We start from the raw sequence: 24,510 nt of genomic DNA, 5'->3' as shown, positions 1-24,510 counted from the left end.
GCTAATCCCTCCATAAGTTATTATTGAATACCCTCTTTTAAAAATCTACTAAGGAATGCAATGGTTCGTGGATTCTTTGGATTACCAAACATAACTTTTGGTGGCCCTTGTTCCACAATTTTACCATCATCAATAAAAATAATACGATCCGCAACTTCCCTGGCAAAGTCCATCTCATGGGTAACAAGAAGCATAGTCATATTTCCTTCAGAAGCTATTTCTTTAAGAACTGCAAGCACCTCTCCCACTAGCTCAGGATCAAGTGCTGAAGTTACCTCATCGAAAAGCATTATTTTAGGATTCATTACTAGTGCACGCGCTATGGCAACTCTTTGTTGCTGTCCTCCTGATAGCTGTGACGGATAGGCATCTAGCTTTTGCTCTAATCCAACCTTCTTTAACATAGCAATGGCCTTTTCAGTAGCCTCTTCCTTAGACATTCCAAGTACATGTATAGGAGCCTCTGTACAATTTCTCAAAATTTTCATATGTGGAAAAAGATTAAATTGCTGAAAAACCATCCCTACTCTACTACGGACTTTACGTACATGTTTATCATCTGCAAGTACAAGCCTTCCATCCACTTCCTTATGCCATAGATACTCACCATCAATTTCAATTGTACCTGTTTCAGGTCTTTCAAGAGTCATTAGAATACGGGCTAGGGTAGTTTTTCCAGATCCACTTGGTCCAATTACCGCAACAATTTCATTGGCAGCAATATCAAGGTCAAGCTCCCTAAGTACATGATTGTCACCAAAAGATTTACAAATCTTATTATAAGAAATAAAAGGCTTTTTCTGTGGGTTCTCAGTCATTATTACACTCCTTTCTTTTGCTAGATCCCCTGTCTTTATTTGCTAAAATTTAACCACTTAATTGTGCAGTTAAAAGGTTAATCTATAATAAGCTTCTCCGGTTCAGTCGAACCTCTAATTTTTGAACTCCCAGCGACGAAACATAACTTAAAATCAGGAATAGTACCCCAACTATTGTAATAGCCTCTGTATATCGAAATGTTAGAGAGCCTATGATTTTTGCAGATTGTAATATTTCAACTAGAGTAATAGCAGAAAGTAGGGGGGTATCCTTAAACATACCAATTAAATAGTTCCCCATCACCGGAACTACTGGTGGAACTGCCTGAGGGATAATAATATTTAACCAGATTCGCGCTCTTGAAAAGTTCAGGGCAGTTGCTGCTTCCCATTGCCCTCGAGGAATTGCATCAATTCCTGCACGATATACCTCAGAAAGATAAGTGCTATAATGCACCCCAAGGGTCAATACACCCGCAACAAGTGGAGTAAGTGTAAGTCCAAACTTCGGGAATACATAAAAAACAAAATATAGTTGCGCAAGTAGTGGTGTGCTTCTAACAAATTCAATGAAACCGCCTATTAGCATTGAAAGGGGTTTAATAGTTGAACGTCTTCCTAGAGCTAATAAAAGGCCCAATATGCAAGCTAAGGTAAAACCTAGAAGCGTCGCCAAAATGGTGATTCGAAGTGCTTTCAAAAGTTGAGGCATAATAGAAAACGCAAAATCCCAATTCCACATGTGTTAAGCCCTCCCCTCTGAAAATTTTCTCTCGAACCAACGCACACCTAGTGTAAGAGGGTATGCCAATAAAAAGTACATGACTAACACCAAACTGTATATTTCTATAGTTCTAAAGGTAGAAGAATTTAATAATACCCCTTGAAACATTAAGTCATTTAACGTTATAAGTGAAACCAAAGCAGTACATTTTAATAACTCTATTAAATAGTTGCCATAGGATGGCAGCATGATTACAAAAGCTTGTGGTAAAACTATTTTTGACATTATTTGTGTAGAAGTCATATTTAATGAAATCCCTGCCTCTGTTTGTGTTTTTGGGATAGCAAGAATCGCACTACGAACAACTTCTGAACAATATGCACCAAAGTTAAGGCCCAGCACCAAAATTCCAGCATGCATTGCTGAAAAGTCTAGACCAAAAACCGGTAACACAAAATAAACCCAGAACAATTGTACAAGCATGGATGTACCACGGAAAAACTCAACATAAATAGTAGATATTATACGTACTATTTTATATTTGGAAAGCCGGCAGAAACCGACAAAAAAGGAAACGAAGAAAGCCAAAATTGATGATAATATGGTAAGTTGTATTGTAACTTTTAAACCAACTAATAATGTAGGTAAAAGATCAAATGGGGGAAGAATATTCATCACCCTCCTTTGTGCATAGTCCAATGACGCCATATAGTATTTTAATCGGGGAGGTGCCTAAGCATCCTCCCCTGTTTTTGTTATTAGTTTGCGATAACGTCTTCTGCAGTCAAGCCATCAACAAATTCACTCTCAGTAAATCCGAAGGATTTCTGAATTTCTAATAGTTCACCAGAATCCTTTATGTTTTGAAGTTCACGATTATATGCTGCTAAGAAATCTTGATCCTCCATACGAAATGCAGTAGAACCAAAGCCCTGCTGTCTTACACCATCAATAACAGATACGACAAAATCTTCAACTCTTTCAACTTTAGGATCATTTACTGTATCTAACATGGACTGAAGTGCAGGCCCTGTCATAGTGATAGCGTCTACCCTTTCAGCCTGTAATGCAGCTAAACAAGATGGTTGGTCCGAAACAGTTAAAAGTTGATCTGCACTTACACCTGCTGCAATCATATACTCGTATTCCTGACCGCCAGCCATAACCGCAACTTTAACTTCAGGGTTGGCAGCAATGTCCTCATAACTAGATAGACCATATGGGTTTCCTGCTTTAACTGCTAATGCTCCACCAATTGTATATTCAGGATCAGCAAAAGCTACTTCTTTGGCACGATCTGGTGTAATATACATTCCTGCAGTTATCATGTCAAAACGGTTTGCTTTAAGTCCAGGTATAAGTGAACCAAACTCCGTAAGAACACCATCCATTTCATCAATTCCTAACCTCTTTAATACAGCACGTGCTATCTCCACATTTTGACCCGTAAGCTGGCCAGCTGGAGTGGCATAGGCAAAGGGGGCTTCATTTGCAAAACCAACAGTAACATAACCTTCCCTTTGAACACGTTCAAAGGTTGTCTCTTCTGTTTCTTGAACAACTTCAGTCTCTTCAGGAGTCTCTGGCTCAGTAGCAGTATCGGTGCCACACCCAGTTATACCAATCATCAACGTTAAAACTAGGACCATTAAAAACACTAACATTTTTTTATTCACTTAAACTTACCTCCCTTTCAAATTGGAATTACTCCTCCAAGATACAAGACAAAGATATTGATTAAATAGATTTTCACCTCCTCAGTTATTTAGCTTTAAGTAAATAGCGCATCTAGTCATACTTTTCTAACAATTTTGATTGTTTATTCTGAATTTGAATTCTACCTTAGAAATGTAATACAATTCAAGAATTTACAAGTTGTTGGCAAATCATTAACAATATCCTAACTGGAATTATCATTACTGCTTCATCTAAATCAAATTGCGGATTATGCAGCATATGAATAAGATTATTATTAGGATTATAAGTTCCAATCCAAAAATGACAGCCGGGAATATCTTTTAAAAATACTGCAAAATCCTCTGAAGTCAAACTTGGACCAATTTTCTCTATCAAATTACTTTTGCCAACTACACTTTCTGCACATTTCTGTACTACATCTACCATGGCTTCATTATTTTGTAATAATGGATACCCATATGAATACTTCAATTTATAGCTTCCACTATATGCTTTTGATATTCCATCCAACACACGATCAATTTTTTCTGGGAAAACATCCTTTAAATCCTCTGAAAGATATCTTGTAGTTCCCTTAATAATTGATTCAGCTGGTAGGACGTTTGGACTTTTTCCACCTTCGATTACACCAACTGACAACGTAGCCTGTATTCCAGGTCTAATATTTCGTGCTACTATATTAGTTAAAGATAGTACTGAAGCACTAGTCATCAAAAGTACATCTGAAGATTGATGAGGATTGGCTCCATGAGCTCCCATCCCATTAAAAACAACCTCAAAAATATCTCCTGCCGCCATCATTGGGTCCTTTGAAACTGCAACTTTTCCGCTTTCGGTGCTAGGCCAAAAGTGGAAGCCAAATATTGCTTTTAGGTCTTTTAAAATATCTCTTGCCTCTTTGCAGAATCTTTTAGCCCCGCCTTCAGGTAGATTTTCCTCTGCAGGCTGAAAAATAAAAACAATGCTTCCATTTAGTTTGTCTTTCATTTTAGAAAGTATTTTTGCTGTTACTAAGGTCACCGCCATATGACCATCATGACCACAGGCATGCATTTTATAGGGATAACGTGATTTATAAATAACATCATTGGTTTCATTAATTGGCAATGCATCCATTTCTGCACGAATACCAATTGATGGGCCTTCTTTTCCCTTTAAAATACCCACTATCCCTGTTTTGGCAAAACCTTTGATAACCTCAAGACCACACTCATGTAGGTATTTTTCTATATATTTAGCTGTTTCATATTCTTCATTAGCTAACTCTGGATGCATATGAAAATGCCTTCTTAGACTTATTAGTTCTTTTTCATATTCCTTTAATTGATCGATATTTAACAATATTACTTCCTCCTTTCAAGTGACTAAGACAGAAGAATCGAATAGAGCCTGCCTGCTGTATCTATAAAAACAATACAACAAGCAAGCCCTGGGTACCTTTTACCGAAAATACAAGAATTGTTAGATTATTTTGTATCTTTGGATATTATGATTAATTTTTCAACTTAAACAGTTTTATTCCAAGTAACACATTTAAAGCCATTTCTTGATCTTTTAAATCAAACCCTAAGAGTTTTTCAATAATGCTCAGTCTATAACGGATAGTATTATGATGTATATATAGTTTCTTCGCCGTTTCTCTATAATTACAATTACTATAGATGAACGTTTCTAAAGTCTTGAATAGTTCAGTCTTATTTTCATAATCATAGGTAATTATGGGATTGATTAGTCTTTCTAAATAGTTATCAATCTCTTTGGAGTCTAACAATTCAATCAGTAATGAATATGACCCTAGTTCCGAGTATTCACAGACTTCATTTAATGCCATACTAACCTGACAAGCAATAGACGCCTCCTTGAAAGATTCTGGCAACCTATCATATGTATTACAAGGATTACCTATACCCACAGCTATCTGTAGGTTCTCCAGATTCCTAGTTAGCTCTAACCTAGCCTCCACAAGTGTCTCTATTATTTTCTTGCTATTAGCACCATCGCTTTTCCATGGGATGAACAAAATTATTGTATCGTTTCCTTCTATTCCTATAGTTATATCTAACTCGCATTTTAGTTTAATCTTGTCCTTAAGATAATTAAAAATAAAATGGAAGCTTTTCCAGTCATCAAAATCCTTATCTTGGTTTATTCTAGCTAGGGCTACCATACTCTGAGGGCTAAGCTCCAATCCGATCTCTTCCGATCTATGTCGGACATAGTTGTACGAAAACTCACCTTTAATTAGTTGTTTAATAAAGTCATCTCTAAATCTTTGGTTTATTTGATTAACCTCTTTAAGCTGCTGGATATGAAGGGCAGCTACGGTAGTAGCTTGTTCAATTGCTATCAAGTCTAACTCTTTTAATTCTTTTGTTTCCCAAACAATCACATAACCTTCAACTCTTTTGGCAACTTCTATTGGATACACATATCCATTAATATTATTAATAATACTTTTTACTTTGTTTGCCAAGCCTATCCCATTATGTTTTCTTTGTAGGCTGTGCAGATCATCCGTATTAATATGGTTTTTAAAATAGTACGGCCATGTTACATCTGTTTTATTTATTAATTCCACTAGTGTTACAGGGTTATGTGTCAACCCAGAAAGGGTCCTAGCTATAGTCTCTAGCTTTCCACCTTCTAAAACCTCATTTATAAAAGATCGTCTTATAGCGTTTGATTTTTCTAACATCACAACTTGTTGATTTAAAAGTTCAGCCATAATAGGGTTTATCAAATCAATCCAAGCCTTTTCATAGGGAATCCTTATTAAGGGTAGGCAATATTTGTCTGCCAAATCAATTACTTCACTAGAAAGGGCATTTACAAATCTATTTAGTTTTATTCCTAGTGCTGATGCATTTCTTTGGGACATATCTTCTATTAGCTTTAATTGCTCACTTGTATCCTTAAATAAGTATAATGTTGTAACAACAAACTCATATCCCCTGATCCACTTAGCTGCATCAGGGGCGTCTAATACAGTTACATGGGCAACCTTATTATCTATCCCTTGTTTTCCTGCTACAACGTCTATCCCTTTTAATACTTCTAAATTTAAGATATCTCTCACAGTAAAATCCACTTTCCCCCAACTCCTCTTTCAAGTTTCCAAAGCATAACTTGGCTTGCGAATAGTTCTAGCATCGTATCTTTACAATGCGTAGAAATTCTAATCCTTTAGGGCGTTAATACTATCTATCGGCAAAAGTTATGATAGTACAAAAAAATAAGTGTCGTTTAAAACATTACTGTGTTTATATCGTTCAAATATTACATAAAAAGTATATTTTTTAATTTTTTTGTAATTTATTTCATTATAACACATTTATTTCTGAAAGTTTTAGCAGTTCATCCACCAGTTTTTCTGATATTTTCAATTAATATTGTAATTTCTCCAGAAAAGACTTAAAATTATTTTAGATTCTAATACATCATAATTATGCAGAGAGGTGAATTATTTTTGACGTCACGTACAGGAAATAAATTTAATGATCTAGTGGATAGAGCAATCGAAATGGGTGCTGAAAAAGCAGCTATAATAAAAACTGATACAGTAGCTGTTGCAGAATGGGTTCAATGGAAATGTCGTTATGGATGTCGTTTTTATGGAAAGGATGCATACCATCCCCCTCACGCCCCCACCACTAAAGAGATGGAAAAAATGCTAAAGGAATACAGCCAGGCATTGCTTATTAATAGTTCAAATGGTACAGCACTTACCAAAATTGCATTAGCCATTGAAAACGAAGCATGTCAGATGGGCTATTATAAGGCTTTTGCCCTGATTGCACTTCCTTTAAGTGAAGGGTCTACCTGACAATCCGGTGGAGGTGCTCAGTCTGAGCCCACTTCATCAGAACACCCACAAATCAGACCCATGATGGAAGCCTGTGGGATAGATGTCTTTCAAACTGTAAGAACTAATGGTTTTAAAATAGATACCAAAAAAGAAACCTATGGAAAGTGGAACTTCTTTGCACTAATACTAGTTGAATAAAAAAACGATGACACACACTCAGCTCACCTAGACTTTTTGCCAAAGACTTTGCCAAAAGGGTTTTGCCTGTTCTAGGCATATCTTCCATAAGCACATGCCCCTCTGCTTTGGTAAATAATAAGAAAAACACCCTAACCTAAATGGTTAGAGATGTATTAAAGTATAAAGAAATATTTTTTTATCCTATTTTTCTATATCTTGTTAACAGATTAACCAGTAAGTATATTGAAAGTCCAACTACCCCAAAAAGCACAATTCCCCATACAAGCATTTGATAGTCCATACCAAAGCCCCATCCTACCATAGTAATAATCACTCCTCATTATTGAATAGATTATTACTAATTTACCCGTATTTCTTTTTTTTACTACCTGGCTATAGCAAAAAATACTAGTACAAATTTACGAGCTTTTTTCCATTGACCGAACAATTATTTTCTCCAAAATTTTTGTATAAATATTTTTAAAAAATTTAATCCGGGTTTGAATATAATAATCTTTAGTATCTTTATAAAATTCATAATCCGCAGGAAAATGTTCTTTAAATTTAACAGAATTAAGTTTTATTATACGAAACTGTAAGAGTTCACTCAGTCTTGGAGATATTTGCTTATTATCCTTAAATGAGTCATAAAATTTATATGCTATTTTTTTTATGTTACTGATTTTCTGTGAATGATCAACTACTGGATGCATCATAATTCCCAGTTTACCAGCAAAACGAAACCCCCAGCCATGTAATACTGACTCTAGATATTTTAAGGTTTCCGGAATGCCACCTCCACCAGAGGTAACTACTGCCATAGCAGATTTTCCGAAAAACTGAGGTCTATGACTCATATAGGCTAAACGGTCAATAAGGTTTTTCATAAGTGTTGACACATTAAAAACGTAAACAGGTGAAGCAAATATAATGCCATCAGCATTAAACATTTTTTCTGTAACTATTAATAAATCATCTTTTATGGGACAAAAATGTTCACCTTTAGCAATACATGCAAAACAGCCTTTACATAATTTTAAATTAGTATCTTTTAAGAAAAGATATTCAAAACATATATCTTCCCTCTGATTTTTTAATTCTCGTTCAATTTGTTGTACTACCTTAGTTGTATTTCCTTTACGTGGACTTCCTATGATTGCTAATACTTTCATCTTTAATTACTCTCCTTTCTAAAACTATAGCCATTTTATCTCTTTATGAAATCTTGGGGCTGGTCTGTAATAATCCGCCGCAGGATGCCCAAGCAAAATAACTGCATTAATGTTATCCTTCGGAGAAAGATTTAATATTTCCTTGCACTTTCTACTACTATTTATAGCTTTTTGAGCCAGAGTAACAAAACAAGTACCTAATCCCATAGTCTGGGCCATCAATATGATGTTATATCCTGCAAGGATACTATCTTCCTTTGGAGTAGGTATCTGTTCCTTTGAATGGATAATTATAACGATTGGCGCATCATAAAACAATGGGTCCTCACTTTTACAAATTCTGTTGATAAGGTCTTTCATACGGTTACGATAATTCTTATCTTTTAGGAACCCTCGAGTAGAAGAGTCTGTAATAAAACTTGCGATTGTCCTCAGTATGGGATTATTAATAATAGTATTTTTCCTTTTGTAGATAGTAGTAAGTGCCTCTCTTAATTTATTTTTCATTTTGTCACTCTTAATTACGGTAAATTCGTAAGAATGTCTATTGCCTCCTGATGGAATAAGTATTGCTGAATTAACTAATCCTTCTAGAGTTTCATCACTAACAGTTTCCTTTGTGAATTTTCTATGGCTTCGCCTCAAAGAGAAAAGCGCCTTCAGATCGTTCTCGTTAATGGGATTTGGTAATTCTCCACAGGAACTAGATACATTATATGTGTCCTTAACCTTTATTGCATTGCTGGGACACACTGCTAAGCAATGGTAACATCTGCTGCATGCTGGATTTTTTGGATTCACGTGTTTTTGGTGAGGTATGTTAACATGACGTATACATTCCCTCACACATAAGCCACAAGAATTACATAGGTTTCTGTCAATTATAAAATTTGTGCTCACTATTAAACACCCTTTCTCTTTTTTCTATATATTTGGATAAAAAGAAAGAGCTAAGGTTACGGGTAATTAAATAATTTATTTATTTTATAACAAAAAGATGTATTCTAGTTAAAACAATTTTTAGTAGTATGATAATCGCTAACGTTATAAATGCCTCTCGTTGACCATGTATGAATGGAACATTTTTATTAAAAATAGTGAGTATGCTAATTATTAAAGCTAGTACTCCAAGGATAGTGCCCGTTAGAGTAAATGGACTAAATAGATTTTTTGACATAACATATCCCATTGCTCCCAAAGTACACATGAGAAATCCTGAAATCAATAGTATAAATGTTGCAGCTCTATAATTTAACATGAAAGGAATAAATACATTCGTAAGACCTACTAATACCACTCCAAATGAAATAATTCCCATAATTACAAAGCCCAGAAATGAATTGTACACTTGCATCTTTAATCCCTCCTTAAAAAATAAAACCTTTCGCTCTTTTCTATTTAGAGAAAAAAACGAAAGGTAGGTTACGATTTTTCAAATAATTTTTTGCTTAAGTGTTTAAAACGTAATTTTTTATAACCTCCATATTTGGTTCGGGCAGCTGTACTTGTTTATATATCTGCTCTAAATTATTTAATTCCTTTTCTGAAACATCAATTTTTTCACTAATAGGCTCAAACTCTTTCATTTCCTCATAGACTCTTTTAAGTGCCTCGGTATCTTGTGCTAAAATGTAGCCCACTTTTGACCTGCAGCAGGAGCTAGATTCTCCCTGCGTATACCATTGACATTTATTTTGGAAATGATTTAAAAGGCTTTCCCTAGCCCTATGCAGCCTAGACTTAATTACATTCTCAGATATTCCTAATGTATTGGATATTTCCTGGTATGTAAGATCAAGAACTACCCTCATAATAAAAACCAGCCTTTGCTTTTCAGGAAGCTTCTGCATTACTATTTGATGACATTCGTTTCTAATATCTTTTACTAATTCGTTTATTAAAGCTGCATTTTCCGGATTACTATAGCAGTCTTTTTGTTGCTGAAAAGATATTTTATCCTTGTACAGGGTAATCTTGTCTTCTAAATCTTCAACATATGCCTTATCTTTTTGTTTTTTTAATTGAAGACATGTGTTTAAAGCAATTTTATATATCCATGTATAAATATTGCTGTCACCTCGAAAATTATGAAGATTTCTATAAACCTGAAGAAAGGTTTCTTGAACAACATCTTCAGCATCTTGTCTATTACCCATAGTATGGTAAGCAAAATTATATACTTTTTTGCTATATTTATTTATTAGGTCAGAAAAGTAGGATGACTCCACGTCTATATCCTCCAACACTTAATATTTTTAACGTAATATGTTTACGTTATATTATGTTTTGCCAGCTATTATTTAGGTTCACAATAAGCTTAACAAGGTAATTTTCATTCTTAGGAACATTTAATCACAGATTTACTTTTTGGTCAAACAACTACTTCGATCTCCTAATGGTTGCTACAAACCCCCATAGTGGACTTTCACCACCTAGTTAATCGCCATGCGTATCGCATCCTTATTTTTCCTATATTCATTATTACTTTTTGTCTATTCAAACAATGTTGGTCCTGTAACCTTCGACACTAGTGAGTCTACAGCTTTCTTAACAAGATTATATCTCATTTCATTTTCCTCTTCATGTGTCAAAGCCGGGTTGCCTACTGGATATGGAATTGCCACAGTAGGTACGATCCTGTTTGCACCAACTGACTGTGAAATTGTAGTTATCGTAGCCATGTGAACAATTGGAATGCCATACCTTTCAATTTCTTTAACCATCGTTGCACCGCAACGAGTACATGTGCCTCAGGTGGATGTAAGGATAACTCCATCTACACCTGCCTTTTTCAATTCGGCACCTATTTCCTGTCCAAACTTAACTGAGTTTGATACTGATGTTCCTGTTCCCGTAGTTGTATAGAACCATTCGTAGACCTGACCAATATATTTTTGTTTAACCATCTTCTTTAAAATGTCTAGTGGAGCAATCCTATCAGGGAACTTGTTAGCATATACAGGGTCATAACCACCATGTACTGTGCAAAACTCATCTACTGTTCCTAGCAATGCACTTTGATCAAGGGAATCCTTTCTACTTACATCATATTTGCACCATTTCTGAGCACTAGCAGACTGTAGTCTATCAGGATTACCCTTTGGCACGATTCCACCACTAGTAACTAATGCAATATTTGCCTTCTTTAAATCTTTAATCGGTGGAGCTGGATCTACCATATCAAAGACAGGCATTGGAAGCTCTGTTTCAAATTCTTCACCCTTAAGTCTTTTAAGCAGCATATCTACTGCCCTTTTTGAGCCTCTTTTATCAACAATTACTGTTTTTCTAATTCCCTGGGGAATATAACCTTCTTCCTGTGGAGGACCTAATTCAACTCCGAAAGCAATCTTCTTTACAATATTTGCCATGGCTGGTAACGCCTTACGCATTCCCGCTGCAGAATTTCCAACGCTAACTACTATTGCTTTGTCCTTACATGTTTCTACTCCCGGGTTTTCTATATACATTCCAGTTACAACAGGTATCTTCAGTTGATCAACTACTGCTTTGGCAATTTCACCACATGCCATACCATACCTGCCAGCATTAAAGGCTGGACCAGCCACCAAGATATCGGGTTTAACCTCTTTTACTATATTTAAAATGTATTCTAGTGATTTCTCTTTGTTTTCATTAAAATAGTTATCTCCACAAATAATGGTACCAACGATTTCTCCCCCTTCATTTGCGGATTTCATTATGTCGATTGTTCGGGCATCTCTAGCAGCAGCTATCGGTGTATCGTCATGGGGAATGCCTAATGGTCTGATACTTTTTATTAAGCTGGCAAAACCTAGGGCAGGCCCAATACTTTCCTTTTTAAACATTGGTTCGATGCCTGCTTTATCTTCTCCCCCAATCTGACCAAAAAACTGATTTACATAGTATAAAACCTTAAATGTAGTTTTATCATGCTTTAACATGTCTTATCCTCCTTTCAAACTATGATTAATATAGTTTACATGTACAATAGTGGAATCCAATTTCTGAAGTAGAACCTATAACAGCATTCAATTCACACATTATTTTACCGTTTTCCTTTAAAGACCCATCCCAACCGCCAGCAAGTGTACTGATTGCTGCAACATTACCAAGTACTTTCTTAGCAGGAGGCAAAGTAATTACATGACTAACATTACCACCTGATATTACTGCTACTGCCTCAGGAGCAGTATCAACTAGAGGTTGAGACTTCCCATCCCACCCTGTACACTCATCAGTAATTAAGACAGTCTTTATCCCTGAGTTTTCTAATCTTTTACAAATCATCAATAAGTCTGAATCAGGGTTTCCGTACCCTTCTTCTGACACAATAACTCCATCGACCCCAAGCATTTTACAAATCTTTGCTGTATAATCACAAGCAAGAATTTTACCATCCATTGTAGTATGTTCCGGGGTAAGAATAACACCAACAAAATTAATCTCTTTGCCATGTTGCTCATATAAATCTAGCAATACTGAATTGTTCTGATGCTGGTAAGTTGTTATTTTATCACAAGCCGCAACACAGTTCCCGCTGATAACAGCGCCATCTAGTTCCTCATTTGGATGCATTAGTGTTGGAAGCATTTGTTGACTATTTACCCCATACACATATCCACTATGAAGTAAGCCCTGAGATATTAACATCTCCACATATGCCACTTTAGGTAGATTTGGATTTTTAGCGGTTTCTTCTGCTAGGGTTCCTATTTCATAAGTTAATACCTCGTCTGGTTTTACATTTCTCCCAGCTTCTCCAACAAATTCGGCAGCCTTAAGACCTGCAATTCTAAGAGTAGTCTCATGTGCATGGGGATCAATACCTTCTACTGGAGTTATATTAACTACCAGATTGTACGTCTTGGAAAAGGGTGTCCATTTTGCACCTTCACCCCACATATCAATTACACCTTCCTGAAAACCAACAATATCACCTACCGTAACAATAGCAGCGCCATACAAAACATGGGTTTTTCCTTCTCCAACCTGTGCCATTTTTGTAGATACTCCAGGAAAACCGTTTCCATCTCCTTCAACTTTTACCCTTGGCTCTATAACATCTTTTACAGGAATAATTCTTACCCTTTCCCCTGGAATTGCAATATCTACTTCAACTTCCTCAATTCTTTCATCCTCTTTTAACTTAGCTATTAGGGCTCCTTTGTTTACAATTAAAGTACCATTATTCACAATGGTTTCATCACCAAATTGGACATTATTAATCTTAATTCTTCCAATTTCTAACTTCAAAAAAATCACCTCCTAAAGATTTTGAAAAATTAAACATTTCCTATCTGAAATTTAATAGCTGACTCAAAAAGTTCCAAGTCAATAAGCTTATAATCTTCTGCATTTATCTCATCAACTTTACGTACATCCATGTGCCTTTTATATTTTAAAATACTATTTTCTATTATATCGACATGAAATGCATTAACTTTTCCACTTCCATTTTCAATAGCAATTGAACGATATGGCGAAAATAGCATTCTTAAACTTGCAGGTAATGGATGATTGACAAGGATATGTCCCTGATGAATAAAATTTCTGACTTTCTTTAACGTATCTTCTACGCAACCATTTACAAAAATTATTTTGTAAACATCCTTATATTTATCTGAGACTAGTGGGTTATTTGTTATAATTATATAATCTATAAAATCATCCCCCTGCTTTATTTCAATAAGATAGATTTAATCTTTCCTATGACCCTGAAATACATTATGTATTTCTATGGTTTACTTCAAGTACTTTATATGTATTCTATATTTTTTGAAAAGTTCCTTCTATATTTTAAAATAATATTAAATTCTTTATTACCACTCAAAAAAGTAAACCCCTATTGGCTTGAGGTCTTGGCCAACAGGGGTTTACTGCTATAGTAATTTCTCTTTAATTTTTTCTACGAACATGTCAGTATGTTCTTTTGCATAATGCACAGCCATTTCTGAATCCCTTGCCTTTAATGCATTTAATATATTTGTAAGTGTATCTATAAAAAGATGTTTTTCTGTAATATTTTTCTGGACGTAAAACCACAATCGTTCAGTATGCATATGTAGGTTATGAAGAATATCAGAAAGGCATGGGTTATCACAACTATCAAATATAATCTTATGAAAATTACCATCATCTAGAATTATCTGTTTGTAATCTTCCTCTATGGAATATCCTGTTAAACGATCTATTATATAATCTAACGCTTCTAGATCACTATCAGTCATTCTTTCCGCAGCCAACCCGGTAGCATATGCCTCTATTTCTCTCACCACTTCAAATATAGATTTCATATAATTGAAATCTATTGGTGCCACTTGGGCTCCATATCTCGGAATAATATTCAGAAGTTTACTAGTTTTCAGCTGTTCAAATATTTTCCTCACAGGTGTTCTGCTTAATTCAAATTCATTAGCAATATCGTTTTCATTAAGAATTTCACCCGGGTCGTATTCTAGCTGAATGATTCTCTCTTTTAAAATTTTATAAATTTCATTATTAGATAAGATCTTTTTTAACATGCATTTATCCCCTTTAACCTTACAGTCTAATGAACCCTCGCCCCAAACTAATTAGATTTAATTTCTAAATATTATAATTATACCACTGAAGTTGAATATGAACAATATTTGTATTATCAAAATATATGTTATATAAATTGCAACTTTAATTGCCTTACATATTTTGGCATACTCTGATTTAAAGTCAAGCGAGGCTTACTAGCCCCACTTTTTACTATATAATTCGAGTATCCTACTTCTGTTTTTTCTCAATTCTTGACCAACTATCACGTAATGATACAATCCTGTTAAAAACAAGTTTTTCACTAATTAAATCCTTATCTCCACAAAAGTAACCTTGTCTAAGAAACTGATATCTATCTCCTGGTTTGGCATTTTTCAGGCTTGGTTCTACCAAGCAGGATGTAATTGTTTCCAATGAGTTATGATTCATTTCTTCATCTAAAAGCAGATGATCATATATTCTCACCTGGGCTGGCAGGGCATGTTCTGCTGATACCCAGTGCAAGGTCCCCTTTACTTTTTTGCCACTAGTGTCTTCTCCACTTTTCGTTGCAGGATCATAGGTGCATTGAACCTCAACAATTTCACCTTTGTCATTCTTGACTACTTTCTCACATTTAATTATATAGGCATGTTTTAATCTAACTTCTTTATCTGGAGCTAACCGGAAATACTTTTTAGGGGCATCCTCACGAAAATCATCTTGCTCTATATATATTATATTGGAAAACGGAACCGTTCTGGTACCCTTTCCTGGGTCTTCAGGGTTAATTTCAGCCTCTAGTTCCTCTACCTTGCCTTCTGGGTAGTTTGTAATAACTACCTTCAAGGGTTTAAGAACTGCCATTACTCGTGATGCTTTTAGATTTAAGTCTTCTCTAATACAATGTTCAAGCATTGCAACATCAACTATGCTATTGCTTTTAGCTACACCTATACGATCACAAAAATCACGAATAGATTCTGGTGTATATCCGCGTCTTCTTAAACCAGAGATAGTTGGCATTCTCGGATCATCCCAACCACTTACATAGCTCTCCTCTACCAGTTTCCTAAGATGGCGTTTACTCATAATAGTGTTAGTTAAGTTTAACCTAGCAAATTCAATCTGTTGAGGACGGCTTCTAAAGTACTCACAACCTTCAAGGGCATCAAGAACCCAATTATATAAAGGCCTGTGGTCTTCAAACTCAAGGGTGCATATGGAGTGGGTTATTCCCTCAATAGCATCAGATATAGGATGAGCATAATCATACATTGGATAGATACACCACTTGTCGCCAGTCCTATGGTGTGTTGCCCTTAAAATTCTATATAATACAGGATCACGCATATTCAAGTTAGGTGATGCCATGTCAATCTTAGCACGCAAAACCCTGGATCCGTCTGCAAATTCTCCTGCTTTCATTTGCTCAAAGATCTTTAAGTTCTCTTCCGGCGTTCTATTGCGATATGGGCTTTCTTTACCTGGCTGGGTAAGGGTACCACGATATTCTCTGATTTCATCAGCATTTAAATCACAGATAAAGGCTTTACCTCTTTCCATGAGTTGAACAGCACAATCATAAAACATATCAAAGTAATCTGATGCATAAAACATCCGATCTTCCCAGTCATACCCTAACCACTTAACATCTTCAATAATTGAATCAACAAACTCAATCTCTTCCTTACTAGGGTTTGTGTCATCAAATCTTAAATTACATACTCCTCCATTGGCAACTGCAATCCCAAAATTTAAACAAATAGATTTAGCATGTCCAATATGTAAATACCCATTTGGTTCAGGCGGAAATCTGGTATGGATTCGGCCACCATATTTGTTTGTTTTCATATCTTCAGTTATTATATTTTGAATAAAATTAGAATGTGCCATAGAATTTATATTTACATCTATTGTCATGACTTATATTTTCCTCCTCACGCATAATTCTTTTCTATTATATCATAACTCAATCGTTATTTATTCATTTTGCTCCTTATTCACGTCTATTCCGACCATTTTCATCAAATATATAGCATTTTTAGTAGTTGAAACCCCATAACGAAGCTTATAATCAAAGAATATCTCTCCATCCTTATAATATTCGCGAAAGTTATAATTTCTTATGCCAAGTTTCTGTTCATGCTCTAAATCTCCAAGCTCAAGATCATGGGTAGAAACTAGACCAAATGCACCCTCTCTGCTTAACTTCTTTAGGAGTATTCTAGCACCTGTATGTCTATCTGCTGAGTTAGTGCCCTTAAAAATCTCATCTAAGAGAACCAACACCTGGCTGCCTTCCTTTGAGGCTCTTTCTGATGCTGATACTATTTTAGAAATCCGTAGAAGCTCTGCATAGAATGATGATAAGTTTTTTTCCAGATTATCTCTAGTTCTCATGCTGGTATGCACATCTAGTATAGAACACTGAAACTCACTTGCACAGACAGAGGTTCCGGAATATGCAAGGGCCAGGTTAATTCCTACAGTTCTCAACAAAGTGCTTTTACCCGACATGTTTGAACCTGTAATCATTAATAGAGAATAAGGTTTAGCAATAATTAAGTCATTGCATACTCTGTTACTTAATAGTGGATGCCCCATATTTTTAGCCAATATACCATGTTTATCTTCTATAATAGTAGGGAAAACCCAATCAGGATGATCATATCTAACATTTGATAGACTTGATAGTGCTTCTACTTCTGCCAATATATTGAACCATTTCCGCAGATTTTCTCCAGAGCTTTGCTTCCATCTTTCAAGTTTAGATATGTTTTTATAATCAGATAATAAAAGGATATTTATAATAATATAAAACTGATTATTCCTATTTGCAATAGAATCAACAATTTTCTCAAGCTGTCCAATTTGTGAGTGAGCAGTTTTACCCTGCTTGTTTTTCAGGCCTTTCTGGAGATTTCTTAGATAGTCCTTCTTAAAGACCTCTTTTTCAAAAGTATCAAACAACTTAGTATAGACTCTTAGATTGCTTCGATATTTATAGGCAGTTTCAAAAACTCTAGATCTTTCCTTGCCACGATATAAGAGCAATAGCATATGTAAAATAACTGCTAGTACTGGTACATAGTATGGAATGATAGATAAGATATTCAAAACAATAGCGGCTGCTGTGAGTATGGGAAGTATTTTGAAACCTATTACAACATGGTTCTTTCTGTAAAATTCATCACCCACCTCTGCCCAACTGCACAGATCCTCAGGGTCATGCATTTCTCCTAAAACCATAAGACCTTCAGCCAAAAATTTTTGCCTCCAGTCCAGTTTTTTTGCCATTTCATCTATTGATTGTTGCCTTTTATGTATTTGATCTTTACTCTTATCTGGGTTCACCAAGGCTTCCTTTAACTTATTTCTTCCCCAAAAAGTTTTTGCAGAGTTTGTCCATTGAAATAATGACCCCTGTCCGAAGATATCTAGATCCTGTGAGTAGTTGTGTTCATCATCAATAAATTCTTCCCCTTTATCATCAAAGTCAGTCCATTTTCCCGTAATTCTCTTAATGGCATCTTCATTTATTGTAGACATGGTTAAATAGAACTTGTGCTTTTGTTTTGCATCCTGGTGTTTTTTAATCAAATAAATAAATAGACAAACCACTACCACAAAAGCTACAGAGGATAGATAATATTTTTGTATCCAGTATAGATAAATGCTTATACCCATACCAACTAGAAAGACAATCAATCTTAACTGGCTAATAGAGTTAACAACACTATTTTGTTTTTTTGCTAGTTCATAGTGTTTATTTTTTCGGTGCTGGTATTGCCCCATAGGATTATTCAAAATATTATCCCCCATGTCCTTTTTTATTCCACTTTACCAAGTATTATAATCCTTTTCATGTTGTATTATCTACCCTATGTAAATATTTTTAAAAGAAGCATACAATATTTTATAGATTTAGCATCATATGGTCTTTTATGATGCCAAGGGCTATTCAGGTTTAAGGATAAAGCCATGTTCCAAATTATGCTAAGGATCCCACCAAAAAAGATTTGAAATAAGAAATCCCTCTCATACTGCAATATGTATGTAGGGGGATTATTTTTTCTAGTTCATCTAAAGTCCATTGTATAAGGCATACTGATTGCCTCCTGCCTTCTTTACAAGATACAAGGCCTTGTCAGCCTCTTCAAATAAACTCATTGTTGAAGAATTAGGATCGGGCAATTTGCAGGATATTCCCAAGCTTATAGTTATAATCCCAGCCTTAGATTTAGGGTGAATAATTTTCAACTCTTCCACATTTTTTCGTATCCTTTCAGCTACTTTTCTTGCACCTATGAGATCCGTATTTGGCAAAACTGCTGCAAATTCTTCCCCACCGTACCGAGCAACTAAATCGCTAGGACGATTTAATGATCCACCTATACAGACCGCAATCTTCTCAAGGACATTATCCCCAGCTTGATGTCCAAAACTATCATTATAGGATTTAAACTTACCTATATCTATAATAATTAAGCATAATGGTTTTTTGTCACGAAGGGCTTGTTTCCAAGTTCTTTCAAGATACTCATTATAGTACCGCCTATTTGCTATATTTGTTAAATCATCTAGGTAGGACAATCTTTTAAGCATATCATTGGAAGATTTAAGCTCTTCCTTTTGTTTTTCGATTATTTTTTTGCTTTGAAACTCTTTAACTTGGTTTTTATAAACCGTGTACGATATTACCACAGCAAGAATGGTTGTAAATGTAATATTCAAAAAAGCAGAAGCTGCTATAACCCAGTCAGGCTGAAATCTCCAAATCATTACACTCATTACAAACCATGAGGTAGAATATAAGATGAACGTTTCTCTTTGGTTTAGATAAACAAATGACGCCGCAACCAAAATAGCCATTATGTAAGAAGAGGCAATACCAGGACCCACAGCCTGTATAAGCCCACTTAGCATGCTAAAACCTACTAGATTAAATAATAGATAAGCCGGTACATAGGAAGCATGGAAACTAGTAACTTTTTCAATACTTCTAGTACTAAATATAAAAAGAATTGCTCCTATAATAAAAATTGCCCTAATTCCTATTATATAAGGTCCTAGCTTTATTCCCTGGATTAATCGAGACTTTTCAATAAATAGTATTTGAGTTAGGATTAAAATTGACATACAAACTATCAGCAGCCATGCTATAATCCGGAGATGCTTTAGATTAGAAGTAGTTATTATTTTTGAAAACTCAAGCCCCTCTCCATCTATAGATTGAGAGGATGCTAAAAGGATATCTTTATGGAGTTGCTTCATTGATTGCATATTCCTAATAACCCTTCTAATTAGATTTCCAATATACTAATTTAACAATTTCTTCTGAATTCCTGCCTTTTCAATAAAAAATAAAACAAGGCAGACTGAAATAGTATGCCTTAGATAAATTGCTATTCTTTCTAAAATACTCCATTCTAATTAAAGCTAACGCCCACTTTCTCGCCTAACTCTATTAGAACTCTTACAGTTTCATCTCCTAAAACAATCCCCTTTGCTTTGTTTTCTATGTAACGTTTTTCCTCTATATCCCCAGGAACAAGGATAGACTCGCACCCCACAGCCTTTTTAGAAGATTTTATCTGTGAAACATAATCCTTAAGTCTATTTATAAATTCATTAATTGAAGTAAATTTTTCAATATCTATGGCCATAATAAAATGTCCCATATTTAACGGCTTACTAAAGTCCGGTGGCACAAATGAACCAACATTCTTACCATACGCTGCTCCACTTAATACTCCAGAAAGAACATCAAACATAAATGCCAAAGCATAACCCTTGTGCTGTGCCAAGGGTAACACAGCACCCTTGAGTGCATCTGCAGCATTGGTTGTAGGTTTTCCATCTGCGTCTACTGCCCAATCTATTGGTATTTCCTTACCATCTCTTGCTGCAAGTATAATATTTCCTCTAGCGGTAATACTAAGTGCCATATCTAGTACATAAGGAAAAGGATTTCCATTAGGTATTGCAATAGAAATAGGGTTATTTCCTAGGGTCGGTTCTGCTCCTCCCCAAGGTGCCATTATAGGACTGGTATTAGTAATTGCCAATCCAATCAGACCTTCCTTAGCAGCTTTTTTCGTTGTAATACTTAAGGTTCCCATGTGAGAACTATTGCGCACGCATACTACCCCAACCCCAGTTTCCTTGGCCTTGCTTACCGCCTCTTTCATTGCAAAATCAGCAATAACGGGACCCATGGACCTATCTGCATCTATAAGTTTTATAGATGCAAAATCAGAAAGCGTCCTAAACTGTGGTGCTGGGTTAATGGTTCCATTAAGCAGATGATCCACATAAAAATTCAGTCTAGATATGCCATGGGTTTTGACCCCTAGCAAATCGGATTCCACTAATGCTAAAGACATTATCTCGGCTTGTTCTTCAGGTACCTCAACCTTAAGAAAGATTCTTTTACAATATTCATAAAGAAAATCCCATTTATAATTCAACTTAGATCCCCTTTTCTAATAATTCTAGTGATATTTTATTTGCATCGTAAGCAAGTTTCTCTTCATCTATATTTATAAGTCTTCCATTTTCAACTACTATTTTACCATTAACAATTGTCATATCAACTAAATTTGAATTACCTGTATTAACTATGGCAGATACAGGATCATGCTGACCACCAGCAAAAGCAAGTTGCTGAAAGTCTATCAGAATCATATCAGCAGCTTTATCTTTTTCAATAGATCCAATATCATTTCTGCCAAGTAGCTGTGCGCCACCTACTGTTGCCATCCTAAGTACATCCTCTGCGGTGAGTCCATTTGTTCCAAGAGTGAGTTTCTGCAATAAATATGCTATTCTGGCCTCTGCCCACATGTTTGAGGAATCATTACTAGCACTACCATCTACCGCCAATCCCACTCGGGCTCCCGCTTTTTGGAGATCTTTAACTCTACAAACACCTGAATTAAGCTTCATATTTGATGCAGGGCAATGGGCCACTCCTGTTCTAGTATCGCCCAGCAGTTGTACCTCCCCATCATTTAGATGAACTCCATGGGCAAACCATACATCTTCTCCTAGCCAACCCAACTTTTCCATATACTCTACTGGTCTTAAACCAAATTTTTCTTTACAAAAGTCATCCTCATCCTTGGTTTCTGCCAAGTGTGTATGTAAAAATACCCCGTGCTTTCTTGCAAGAATTGCACTATCTTTCATAAGCTCCCCAGTCACAGAAAATGGAGAACATGGTGCAAAAACAATCTTACACATTGAATATTCACTAGGGTCATGATATCTATTAACAAGACGTTCACTATCTTTTAAAATGACTTCCTCAGTTTGAATAACCTCATTTGGAGGTAATCCACCCTGATCCTTCCCCAAGGACATACTACCACGACTCGGATGAAATCTTATCCCCAAATCGTCTGCTGCCCTAATCTGTTCATCTATTAATTCACCAGGTTGGTTATAAGGAAACACATAGTGATGATCCGTACTTGTAGTACAGCCAGTTTTTAGGAGTTCTCCTAGTCCAACCATGGCCCCTATTCTCACAGCTTCAGGAGTTAGATGCTTCCAAATCTCATAGAGCTTTAAAAGCCATGGGAAAAGGGCGATATCTTGTGTTTCAGGAATATTTCTTGTGAGTGTCTGATAAAAGTGATGATGGGTATTTACCATGCCAGGCATGACTATCTTACCTTTAGCATCTATCACATGGGTACCATCAGGAGGCATTATGTCTTTGCCTACTTCGACAATTCTATTGCCTTCAAATAAAATCGAACCATTTTTGATTCTTGTATTCTCATTATCAAAGGTTAAAACCCAGTCAGCATTTTTGATTAAAGTAGCCATTATAACACCTCTATACATTTGAAGTAAGGTCTTGTTTTGATTTGTTAGGTCTACAGTTTACCTCCATTATCAGTATATGATATTTTTACAACAATTTAAAGCAAATAACCTACCAGATACCCAAATGACATTTAAAAAACGTTTACAAATATCTCAAACAAGACTTGTAAACGTTTATTTAATATTCTCTATAAAAACTTCTACCTTGCCGCCGCAAACCATTCCTTCTTCCTCTGCATGATTGGCCGTTAACACTATAGTATGTATGGTTGCTTTTCCCGTATCAATTACTTCCAGGGCTTTTTGCCTTATCTCTGCTTCTACGCAGCCCCCACCTATTGTTCCAACAATTCTCCCATCGGCAAGGACTAGCATTTTAGTACCTACATCCCTAGGTGCAGATCCAGTCCTCTTTACAATTGTAACTAGTGCTTTTGGAATATCTTCATAGCCATTTACAATTGCATTAATTACGTCTTTGGTCATTTAGTCCCACCTCCCATAATTTTACCACTTTTAATAGCTATTATTTGGGAAGCAATAGAAACTGCCAATTCCTCAGGTCTTTGTCCACCAATATCTAGACCAACAGGACAATGGAGCTTGGCTATTTTATCCTTTGAAAAACCAGCCTCAGCAAGCTGCCTTTTCGTAATTGCTGCTCTGCTTTTACTTCCCATCATCCCTAGAAAAGCTAGATCTTCATCAATGAGCCTTTCTAGGCATAGGTAGTCATATTTATGTCCCCGTGTAACAAGAATTACCCAGGTATTTTCATCAACCTCTATCTGTTCTACAGCCTTTTCAAAACTGTCCACTATGATTTTATCGGCACCTGGAAAGCGTTCAATGTTGGCAAAGGAACTTCTATCATCTATAACAGTTACATGAAAACCTATCATTTTTAATAAATGACAGGTTGGCTGGGAAACATGACCAGCACCGAAAATAATTGCTTTCGGTGCTGGAATATATTTTTCTAAATAAATTTCAAACTCACCTTCAGCAACTGCCACTTGAAAAGTCCCTGTCATTTTCTTCTCTTCTAAGAATTTATGAACAAAGCTCATAAGTTTATTAGCTAATTCCGTTGAAAAGTCATTATAATATACTTCTCCTGAAAAATCACATAAAAGCTTTTTGCCCACAAACTTTTTAGAATTGACATATTCTCTAATAACAGTAACTAAAACAACTCTTTTCTTACTTTCCAAAGCGTTAGACAGCTGACAAAAGGCATTCACTTAAACTTCCCCCTAATTACCTTTGTTCTGTAATCATTTTATCGTACTTTTCAATTTTTGCAAACTCTTCTTCCCAGAAATTCATACTTCTCATGGAGTCAATATATTCTTTTGAGTAACCAAATGGCAACCAATCTTTTTCTTTTTGCTTAAATAGTTGTTCTTTATTGTCTGATCTGCGGAAATCGTAAATGTTTTCTTCGTCTGCCTTTAAGAAAATATCATTAAACCATCTTTCTAAAACCATTCCTTCGTGTTCAAGATACCTTTCCTTTAATTCCTCTATTACTGATGGATAACGGTCAAAACCATCTGTTGCAATTGTAACCACATTGTCATCAGGTCCTAATCTTAGATGTTTTGCCATTTTAATTGCACCTAAGATATTACAGATAGATGAGACACCTAACTTTCCAAGCAAGTTCTTGGCAGCGACTTGGGAAACTCCGGCCTTGACAAGAACATCCTGACCATCTTCAATAATTTTTAGGCCTCTAACACAATCATCATCCTTGATTAGTGTTACAAAGTCTGTTGTCAA

24 protein-coding genes are annotated in these 24,510 nt (G+C 35.5%); 1 reads left to right on the top strand and 23 read right to left on the bottom strand.

From position 1 onward, the window contains the following. Positions 1-20: 20 nt before the first annotated feature. The 6 genes from APF76_16320 to APF76_16295 form a co-directional block, all read right to left on the bottom strand. Positions 21-818, bottom strand: coding sequence for an ectoine/hydroxyectoine ABC transporter ATP-binding protein EhuA (locus APF76_16320; protein KUO51059.1), 798 nt, complete (start codon positions 816-818; stop codon positions 21-23). A gap of 82 nt (positions 819-900) precedes the next feature. Beyond that, positions 901-1,560, bottom strand: coding sequence for an ectoine/hydroxyectoine ABC transporter permease subunit EhuD (locus APF76_16315; protein ID KUO51058.1), 660 nt, complete (start codon positions 1,558-1,560; stop codon positions 901-903). A 3-nt stretch (positions 1,561-1,563) separates the two neighbouring features. Then, on the bottom strand, positions 1,564-2,217 hold the full coding sequence (locus tag APF76_16310) for an ectoine/hydroxyectoine ABC transporter permease subunit EhuC (protein ID KUO51057.1): 654 nt from the start codon (positions 2,215-2,217) through the stop codon (positions 1,564-1,566). An 83-nt stretch (positions 2,218-2,300) separates the two neighbouring features. Continuing rightward, the gene (locus tag APF76_16305) at positions 2,301-3,206 is read right to left on the bottom strand and encodes an ectoine/hydroxyectoine ABC transporter substrate-binding protein EhuB (protein ID KUO51317.1); all 906 of its coding nucleotides are present in this window, start codon (positions 3,204-3,206) and stop codon (positions 2,301-2,303) included. Between the two features lie 196 nt (positions 3,207-3,402). Next, positions 3,403-4,581 carry a hypothetical protein gene (locus tag APF76_16300; protein KUO51056.1) on the bottom strand — a complete coding sequence of 393 codons (1,179 nt, stop codon included), beginning with the start codon at positions 4,579-4,581 and terminating at the stop codon, positions 3,403-3,405. A gap of 151 nt (positions 4,582-4,732) precedes the next feature. After that, the gene (locus APF76_16295; GenBank protein ID KUO51055.1) at positions 4,733-6,328 is read right to left on the bottom strand and encodes a hypothetical protein; all 1,596 of its coding nucleotides are present in this window, start codon (positions 6,326-6,328) and stop codon (positions 4,733-4,735) included. A gap of 378 nt (positions 6,329-6,706) precedes the next feature. On the opposite strand from APF76_16295, the gene APF76_16290 reads away from it, so the two are divergent. After that, positions 6,707-7,063, top strand: a complete 357-nt coding sequence (locus APF76_16290) for a hypothetical protein (GenBank protein KUO51054.1) — start codon at positions 6,707-6,709, stop codon at positions 7,061-7,063. A gap of 581 nt (positions 7,064-7,644) precedes the next feature. On the opposite strand, the gene APF76_16285 is transcribed toward APF76_16290, so the two are convergent. The 17 genes from APF76_16285 to APF76_16205 form a co-directional block, all read right to left on the bottom strand. Beyond that, positions 7,645-8,397, bottom strand: coding sequence for a hypothetical protein (locus APF76_16285; GenBank protein KUO51053.1), 753 nt, complete (start codon positions 8,395-8,397; stop codon positions 7,645-7,647). Between the two features lie 24 nt (positions 8,398-8,421). Next, entirely contained in the window at positions 8,422-9,042 is a 621-nt protein-coding gene (locus APF76_16280) for a hypothetical protein (protein KUO51052.1), read from the bottom strand. 334 nt (positions 9,043-9,376) lie between these two features. Continuing rightward, a complete protein-coding gene (locus APF76_16275) occupies positions 9,377-9,751 on the bottom strand; it encodes a hypothetical protein (GenBank protein KUO51051.1) in 375 nt (124 codons plus the stop codon). 94 nt (positions 9,752-9,845) lie between these two features. Beyond that, complete coding sequence (locus tag APF76_16270) at positions 9,846-10,625, bottom strand: hypothetical protein (GenBank protein KUO51050.1); 780 nt, start codon at positions 10,623-10,625, stop codon at positions 9,846-9,848. A 264-nt stretch (positions 10,626-10,889) separates the two neighbouring features. After that, positions 10,890-11,120, bottom strand: a complete 231-nt coding sequence (locus APF76_16265) for a glycine reductase (GenBank protein ID KUO51049.1) — start codon at positions 11,118-11,120, stop codon at positions 10,890-10,892. Positions 11,121-11,147: 27 nt separating this feature from the next. Next, positions 11,148-12,323, bottom strand: a complete 1,176-nt coding sequence (locus tag APF76_16260) for a sarcosine reductase (GenBank protein KUO51048.1) — start codon at positions 12,321-12,323, stop codon at positions 11,148-11,150. A 25-nt stretch (positions 12,324-12,348) separates the two neighbouring features. Further along, a complete protein-coding gene (locus APF76_16255; protein ID KUO51047.1) occupies positions 12,349-13,635 on the bottom strand; it encodes a beta-aspartyl-peptidase in 1,287 nt (428 codons plus the stop codon). Positions 13,636-13,664: 29 nt separating this feature from the next. Further along, positions 13,665-13,874: a hypothetical protein gene (locus APF76_16250; protein ID KUO51046.1), complete on the bottom strand. Its 210-nt coding sequence runs from the start codon at positions 13,872-13,874 to the stop codon at positions 13,665-13,667. A 387-nt stretch (positions 13,875-14,261) separates the two neighbouring features. Continuing rightward, complete coding sequence (locus APF76_16245; GenBank protein ID KUO51045.1) at positions 14,262-14,903, bottom strand: GntR family transcriptional regulator; 642 nt, start codon at positions 14,901-14,903, stop codon at positions 14,262-14,264. A 232-nt stretch (positions 14,904-15,135) separates the two neighbouring features. After that, a complete protein-coding gene (locus APF76_16240) occupies positions 15,136-16,809 on the bottom strand; it encodes a glutamine--tRNA ligase (GenBank protein ID KUO51044.1) in 1,674 nt (557 codons plus the stop codon). 60 nt (positions 16,810-16,869) lie between these two features. Beyond that, on the bottom strand, positions 16,870-18,696 hold the full coding sequence (locus tag APF76_16235; GenBank protein KUO51043.1) for a hypothetical protein: 1,827 nt from the start codon (positions 18,694-18,696) through the stop codon (positions 16,870-16,872). Positions 18,697-18,972: 276 nt separating this feature from the next. After that, positions 18,973-20,172 carry a hypothetical protein gene (locus tag APF76_16230; GenBank protein KUO51042.1) on the bottom strand — a complete coding sequence of 400 codons (1,200 nt, stop codon included), beginning with the start codon at positions 20,170-20,172 and terminating at the stop codon, positions 18,973-18,975. Positions 20,173-20,318: 146 nt separating this feature from the next. After that, positions 20,319-21,359: a hypothetical protein gene (locus tag APF76_16225; GenBank protein KUO51041.1), complete on the bottom strand. Its 1,041-nt coding sequence runs from the start codon at positions 21,357-21,359 to the stop codon at positions 20,319-20,321. Position 21,360: 1 nt separating this feature from the next. Next, the gene (locus APF76_16220; protein ID KUO51316.1) at positions 21,361-22,728 is read right to left on the bottom strand and encodes a hydroxydechloroatrazine ethylaminohydrolase; all 1,368 of its coding nucleotides are present in this window, start codon (positions 22,726-22,728) and stop codon (positions 21,361-21,363) included. A gap of 171 nt (positions 22,729-22,899) precedes the next feature. Further along, positions 22,900-23,211 carry a hypothetical protein gene (locus APF76_16215; protein ID KUO51040.1) on the bottom strand — a complete coding sequence of 104 codons (312 nt, stop codon included), beginning with the start codon at positions 23,209-23,211 and terminating at the stop codon, positions 22,900-22,902. Continuing rightward, entirely contained in the window at positions 23,208-23,969 is a 762-nt protein-coding gene (locus tag APF76_16210) for a hypothetical protein (protein KUO51039.1), read from the bottom strand. Before APF76_16210 ends, APF76_16215 begins: the two co-directional genes overlap by 4 nt. 16 nt (positions 23,970-23,985) lie before the next feature. Next, positions 23,986-24,510 (bottom strand): hypothetical protein, encoded by a 525-nt coding sequence (locus APF76_16205; GenBank protein KUO51038.1) that lies wholly within the window; start codon positions 24,508-24,510, stop codon positions 23,986-23,988.

The sequence above is a fragment of the Desulfitibacter sp. BRH_c19 genome (assembly GCA_001515945.1).
GTDB lineage: Bacteria > Bacillota > DSM-16504 > Desulfitibacterales > Desulfitibacteraceae > Desulfitibacter.
This window is presented reverse-complemented; position numbering and strand designations above follow the sequence as displayed.